The 6,712-nt window shown below is 58.4% G+C and carries 5 protein-coding genes; 4 read left to right on the top strand and 1 reads right to left on the bottom strand.

Going from position 1 to position 6,712, the window contains the following annotated elements; translation table 11 throughout:
- Window positions 1–219: 219 nt before the first annotated feature.
- Entirely contained in the window at window positions 220–1,863 is a 1,644-nt protein-coding gene (locus ACYBHZ_RS08755; RefSeq protein ID WP_460273877.1) for a tetrathionate reductase family octaheme c-type cytochrome, read from the top strand.
- Window positions 1,863–2,534, top strand: a complete 672-nt coding sequence (locus tag ACYBHZ_RS08750; protein WP_460273876.1) for a cytochrome b/b6 domain-containing protein — start codon at window positions 1,863–1,865, stop codon at window positions 2,532–2,534. Before ACYBHZ_RS08755 ends, ACYBHZ_RS08750 begins: the two co-directional genes overlap by 1 nt.
- 89 nt (window positions 2,535–2,623) lie before the next feature.
- Here ACYBHZ_RS08750 and ACYBHZ_RS08745 read toward each other — a convergent pair whose 3' ends face one another.
- A complete protein-coding gene (locus tag ACYBHZ_RS08745; RefSeq protein WP_460273875.1) occupies window positions 2,624–3,193 on the bottom strand; it encodes a YcbK family protein in 570 nt (189 codons plus the stop codon).
- A gap of 667 nt (window positions 3,194–3,860) precedes the next feature.
- On the opposite strand from ACYBHZ_RS08745, the gene ACYBHZ_RS08740 reads away from it, so the two are divergent.
- The gene (locus ACYBHZ_RS08740; RefSeq protein ID WP_460273874.1) at window positions 3,861–5,507 is read left to right on the top strand and encodes a L,D-transpeptidase family protein; all 1,647 of its coding nucleotides are present in this window, start codon (window positions 3,861–3,863) and stop codon (window positions 5,505–5,507) included.
- 135 nt (window positions 5,508–5,642) lie between these two features.
- The gene (gene lpxD, locus ACYBHZ_RS08735; protein ID WP_460273873.1) at window positions 5,643–6,704 is read left to right on the top strand and encodes a UDP-3-O-(3-hydroxymyristoyl)glucosamine N-acyltransferase; all 1,062 of its coding nucleotides are present in this window, start codon (window positions 5,643–5,645) and stop codon (window positions 6,702–6,704) included.
- Window positions 6,705–6,712: the final 8 nt, after the last annotated feature.

Genomic DNA, 6,712 nt, shown 5'->3' with positions numbered 1-6,712 from the left:
GACCCGGGCCGTGCGGCGGGCCATCCGGCAAGAGGCCCGCCGCTTTCAATTTCCAAACACCCGTCCGATGAGGGCGGGTGTTTTGGTTTTGTCGATCCCCAGATCAAGCGTCCTTAAAAGGTGCATTTGCGATAGATCAAAGAGAGTGCCGCCATATTCGTATTCACTAGGGTGAATTTATGTCGCGCCCGAGGTGACGCGCGCGAAGGGGAGGATCATATGCACGCCAAACGCACCACAACTGCGTTCGCCAGCCTTGCGTTCGGCCTGACCGCGAGCATCGCATTCGCGCAGGATGCGATCAGCCCAGAGGTGCCGGGAGAGGGCTCGACAGCGGATCACTCGAAATTCGAAATCCTGCAACAGGAGTTCAAATCCGGCCCGGAAGTGACGGCTGCTTGTCTGACCTGTCATACCGAGGCTGATGATCAGGTCATGCACTCGATCCACTATCAGTGGGACTACAGCAATCCGGTCACAGGGCAGGAGCTTGGCAAGTCCAACGTGATCAACGCGTTTTGCGGCAATGTGGTGGGCAATGAGCCGCGCTGCACTTCGTGTCACGCGGGCTATGGCTGGGATGATATGCAGTCCGAACCGCCGCAGCAAGCCAACGTGGTCGATTGTCTGGTCTGTCACGATCAGTCGGGCCAATACACGAAGCTGGCGACCGGGGCAGGGCATCCGCCTCTCGGCGACGTTCCTGAGAGCGCCAAAACGATCACCGGGGCGAAAGCCTGGGCGGTGGATCTGATGAAATCGGCGCAGTCTGTCGGCATGCCGACGCGGGACAATTGCGGCTCTTGCCACTTCTACGGCGGGGGCGGCGACAACGTGAAACACGGCGACCTGTCCTCCGCGCTCTATGATCCTGACGTCCACACGGACGTGCATATGTCGAAGGACGGGGCCAATATGGTCTGTTCCGATTGCCATACGGAGGAAAGTCACAACTGGGCCGGGTCGCGCTATCTTCTCGATGCGAAGGACACGATCGGCACAGGCGAGCCGGGAGAGCATCGTTTCTCCGCAACCTGTGAAAGTTGCCACGATACTGAGCCGCACCCGATCAACCTTAAAGGCATCAAGCTGAACGACCACACGGATAAAGTGGCCTGCCAGACCTGCCACATCCCGGAATTCGCGCGCGGCGGCGTTGCTACGAAAACCCTTTGGGACTGGTCCACGGCAGGACGGCTGAACGAGGTCGGACAACCGATTGCCGAGCACCATTTCACCCAGAGCGATGGTCAGGAGCTGCACACCTATCTCTCCACGAAAGGCGATTTCGACTGGGGCGAAAATGTCGAACCTTACTACGCATGGTTCAACGGCGCTGTGGAATATACGCTGCCGGAGGAAACCATCGACCCGATGCAGGTCGTTGAGATCAACAAGGTGCTGGGCACGCCCGATGGCGAGGACAGTCGCATTTGGCCGTTCAAACGGATGGTCGGGCGGCAATCCTATGACGCGGGCAACAACAAGCTGGCCTATAGCCATGTTTGGGGGCCGACCACAGACACAGCGTTTTGGACCAATTTCGATTGGGGCAAAGCCATTGAGGCGGGAATGAAAGCCGCAGGGTCTGAGTATTCCGGCGAATACGGCTTTATCGATACCTATATGTACTGGCCGATCACCCACATGGTCGCACCGGCGAATGAGGCGATGGATTGCGCTGAATGTCATGCTGAGGACGGGCGTCTCGTTGGGCTCGCGGGCGTTGTCATGCCGGGCACCAATCCGAATTCGATCATCGGGCGCCTTGGTCAGCTTCTCGTGCTGCTCTCCGCCTTCGGTGTCGTGGGGCACGGCCTTTTGCGTCTGATCTCGCGCGGCAAACACGGAGGAACTCACTGATGTCGAAGCGTTTCGTCAAGGTCTACCCCCGCTTTGAACGGCTCTGGCACTGGGCGCAGGCTCTGTTGATCTTTGTGCTGATGTTCACAGGGCTGCGTGTCAGCGGGGTGCATCAGTTGATCCCCTTCGGTCCAGCCGTGATTTTCCACACGCTTGCGGCGCTGGCGCTTCTGGTGATCTGGATTTTCGCCACATTCTGGCTGTTCACAACCGGCACATGGCGGCAGTTTTTGCCCAAAGTCGAAGGCATGCTCGCCACCGCGCGGTATTATGCCTATGGTATCTTCAAGGGCGAGGAGCCGCCCTATCAGAAGGTCATGCTGCGCAAACACAATCCGCTTCAGGCGGCCACGTATTTCGGGCTGAAATGGTTTGTCTTCCCGGCGATTTGGGTCACGGGGATCATCTACCTGACCTATAATTTCTGGGACAGCGGTTCTGACAGCACCTTCGTGCTCGAAGTGGTGCGCAACATTCACCTTCTGGCGGCTTACGTGATTTTCGCCTTCGTGATTGTCCACGTCTACCTGTTGACCACGGGGCATGGTTTCCGTGAGCATGTGAAGCCGATGGTGACCGGATATGACTGTATCGAGCTGACCCCGGAGCAGGAGGCTTATCTGGAGGCCAATGAGCCGGGACGTTTGAAAACGGTCAGCCCTGCGGAATAGCCACGGGCACCGTTTTCTTTTAGGGAAGCACAGACATGAAAAAAGCCGCCCAGTGGGCGGCTTTATCGCTGTTCGGGATCAGCTTGATCTTAACCGTTCCAGGTGCGGACCACGCCGCAATCCATGTGCACGAAGTTGGAGCCGCGATAGGTGCCCACACCGCCGGCGGAGCAGGATTTCGCAGCAGAAGCCATTTGCGTCACCGAACGGGACTTGAGACGCAGGTCGGCGGCTTGTGCTTGCATGTGAAGGGAGTTTTTCGCAACGCCTCTGGAGCGGGAGCGCAACATGGCGTTGGTTTCCGGGGAGCGGTAGCCCGAGAGCAGCATGTAAGGCTCATCGGTTTCCATCAGACGGTGCGCGGCGGTCATGATGTCGACGGTGCGCGGGTCAACGGCCTTGATTTTGTGGTTGCGCCAGTCGCGGAAGAAGTAGGTGATTTCTTTCAGCGCTTCGGGGATGTATTCGCCTTCGACCCAGTAAATCGTGTCGATGCTCTCACCCGTGCGCCCCGAGTACATGTTGATGCGGCGGATGTCGCCGGAGCCCCGCAGGAAACCTGCTGCGTTGGCATATACTGGAGCTGCGCTGAGGGCTGTTGCTGCAAATCCGCGTAGAAGTCCGCGGCGTGTGATTACGCCTGCTGCGTTATTGGTCATTCTCAAAAGCGTCCCGTCGCTTACCTGTTCCCGCCTCATGCGGTCTTGATGTCTTGTGCCGATTGCCTCGACACTTTTGCCGTTTGTTGCGGCCTTTTAAACGATGATCACGTCAGATTTGTGTCTCTGCCGAGCGATCTCGAACCACAGTCGGAATTTCTTTTCGGCCCTTGTTGTCACGCCGAACTGATCTTCCGTGAGCGGGTCGTGATCATCAAACGTGTCATGATCACCAGTTGAGTAACGGCGTGTTCACCGTTCTGGCAGTTTTATTACATATTGTGATTCTTCGGCCAAGCGTCGGTTTGGTCGCAGGTGCCGGGAATGCGTGCAATCGGCAGTTTTTTGCGCAAAGAAGGGCTAACCTCTTGTCTGTTGCCGGAAAAACACGCGTTTCTTAAGGAGATGATAATCATCTTTTAGGCAGAAGTCCGAATGGAATGCTCGCAAAGGTTGAATTTATTGTTATTGAAATATCCTAAAGCGTGTGTCTTCTTTCGCTGCCTCAAGCCCCCTTTAAGGGGAAAAACGGCGACTCGCTCCCTTTCGTCGGGTGGTGTTGTGCTTTTGGCACATGAGGGCTGGGGCGAATTCTTCCCCCTCACTATGGTTTCGGATTTCCTGTAGGCTCAATCAAATGACTGCTGAATTTCGTTCGAGGATCGACATGCTGTTTTTTCCGGTATCCCGCTTGGCCTGCGTTTTCCCGGCCTTCTCCCGCCGCACGCTGAGCGCCGCGCTGATCGGTGCGACTGTCTCCTTCGCGGCACTGCCGCTTGCCCCGTTGCCCGCTCAGGCGCAGCAGGTCAGCGCGCTGATGCAATCCATCGCAGAAGCGGCGTCCTCGTCGAAAGATCTGTCAGAGTTCTACCGCGCCAATGGCTACAAGCCGGTGTTTGCGGAGAACAGCGCCCGTGCCAAAGCCCGTCGTCAGGCTTTGCTTCGCGCGGTTCAGACCGCGCCGGAAAAAGGTTTGGCACCTTATGACATCACGCTCCTTGAGGCCAATCTGCGGGCGATCAAATCCGACCGCGATCTGGGGCGGGCCGAAGTGGCGATGGCGAAACTCTTTCTGGAATATGCCCGTGACGTTCAGACCGGTCAGCTGATCCCCTCGCGGATCGACTCTGGTCTTGTGCGGCAGGTGCCATATCGCGACGGCGTGCAGGTTTTGACGAATTTCGTCAAATCCAACCCGCAAGCCTATCTGCGCAAGCTTGAACCCAGCTCTCCGGAATATGCCCGTCTTTTGAAAGAAAAGGCGAAGATGGAGCAGGTTCTCGGCAAAGGCGGTTGGGGCCAGACTGTTCCGGGCTCGAAATACGAACCGGGTGCGACGGGCAATGGCGTGATTATCCTGCGCAACCGCTTGATGGCGATGGGCTACCTGCCGCGGTCTGCGGCCACATCTTATGATGCGGCGATGCAAAAAGCGGTGCAGCTTTTTCAGATGCAGCACGGCCTGACGCCCGATGGTGTCGCCGGGCAGGGTACGCTCGCAGAGATCAACGTCAGCCCGGAGGAGCGCCTTGCCTCGATCCTCGTTGCTTTGGAGCGTGAACGCTGGATCAACATGCCGCTCGGCAAACGCCACATCTGGGTGAACCTGACCGACTTCTCGGCGAAGATTGTCGATAATGGCCGGGTGACGTTTGAGACGCGTTCTGTTGTCGGCCAGAATTCCCATGACCGCCGCAGCCCCGAGTTCTCCGACGAGATGGAGCATATGGTCATCAACCCAACATGGAACGTACCGCGCTCCATCGCCGTGAAAGAATACCTGCCGATGATGCAGAAAAATCCGAACGCGGCGGGGCATCTGCGCCTTGTCGATAGTCGCGGGCGGACGGTCAGCCGGGAAAATGTGGACTTCACCCAATACACGACGTCGAGCTTCCCGTTTAATCTCAAACAGCCGCCCTCGAACCGCAATGCGCTTGGGCTGGTGAAATTCATGTTCCCGAACAAGTACAACATTTACCTGCACGACACGCCGTCGAAGAGCTTGTTCGGGCGTGAAGTGCGCGCGTTCTCGCATGGGTGTATTCGTCTGCAACAACCGTTCGATTTTGCCTATGCGCTGCTGGCGAAACAAAGCTCTGACCCGGTCGGGCTGTTCCAGTCGCATCTGAAAACCGGTCAGGAAAGCGCGATCGAGCTGCAAGAGCATGTTCCGGTGCATCTGGTCTATCGCACGGCGGTGACGTTGCCGAAGGGCGGGATGGAATATCGCCGGGACGTCTATGGCCGAGATGCGAAAATCTGGGCGGCGCTTCAGGCCAAGGGCGTGCAGCTGCGCTCCGTCGGTGGCTGAGTGCGCGGATATGCGCTCTGCTGAGATCACGCGGGCGTAACAGTTGGAAACATCAGGGGGGCTTTGCGGCCCCCTTTGCTTTTCAAAGCCCGGTAAAGGGCTTATGTCTTCGGCAATTCTGACGGAGACGAGACCATGCCCATCACCATTGCCGATCTAGCCGCTTCGCTCAATGCGCCGTTCGAGGGCGATGGTGCGCTTTGTGTCGAGGCCGCGCGCGAGCCGCAGGACGCGGGTGCCAAGGATCTCGCGCTGGCGATGGATCCGCGTTTCGCAGGCAATATCGCGAAGGGGCAGGCGAAGGCCGCCGTGCTTTGGGACGGCGCGGATTGGAAGGGCCTTGGTCTTGAAGCCGCCATTCTGGTGAAACGCGCGCGTCTTGCTATGGCGGGCGTCACAGCGACCTTCGATCACGGGCTGGGGCTTGAGCCGGGCATTCACCCGACGGCTGTCGTTCATGAGACCGCTGAGATCGGAGAAAATGCTGCGATCGGGCCGCTCGTCGTGATCGGTAAAGGCGCGAAGATCGGCAAGAACGCCAAAATCGCGCAACATGTCTCCATTGGCGCAGGGGTGACCATCGGCGATGATGCCTTGATCCATCCCGGCGTGAAAATCGGTGCGCATGCCACCATCGGGGATCGCCTGATCGCCCAGCCGGGCGGCGTGATCGGTGCGGATGGATTTTCCTTTGTGACGCAGGAAAAATCGGCGGTCGAAGAAGCCCGCGAAAGTCTTGGCGAAACCGTTGAAGCAGCGGGGCAGGCTTGGATGCGGATTGCCTCCATCGGTTCCGTGATGATCGGCGATGATGTCGAGCTGGGGGCCAATGTCACCATCGATCAGGGCACGATCCGCGCGACCCGGATCGGCAACGGGACGAAACTCGATAATCAGGTTCACATCGGGCATAACGTCGTCGTCGGCAATCACTGCCTTCTCTGCGGTCAGGTCGGGATCGCGGGATCGACGGTGATCGGCGATTTCTGTGTGATGGGCGGTCAGGCCGGTGCGGCCGACAATCTCACCATCGGGCAGGGCGCGATCATTGGCGCGGGCACCGGGGTGCTGTCGAACGTGCCCAAAGGCAAGGCCATGATGGGCTATCCGGCGGTCGCGATGCAGACCCATATCGAAATGTACAAAGCGCTCAGACGTCTGCCGCGTGCGCTTTCAAAGCTGCGCGATAAGGGCTGAAGGACGCG

Source organism: Celeribacter sp. ULVN23_4 (assembly GCF_054788345.1).
This window is presented reverse-complemented; position numbering and strand designations above follow the sequence as displayed.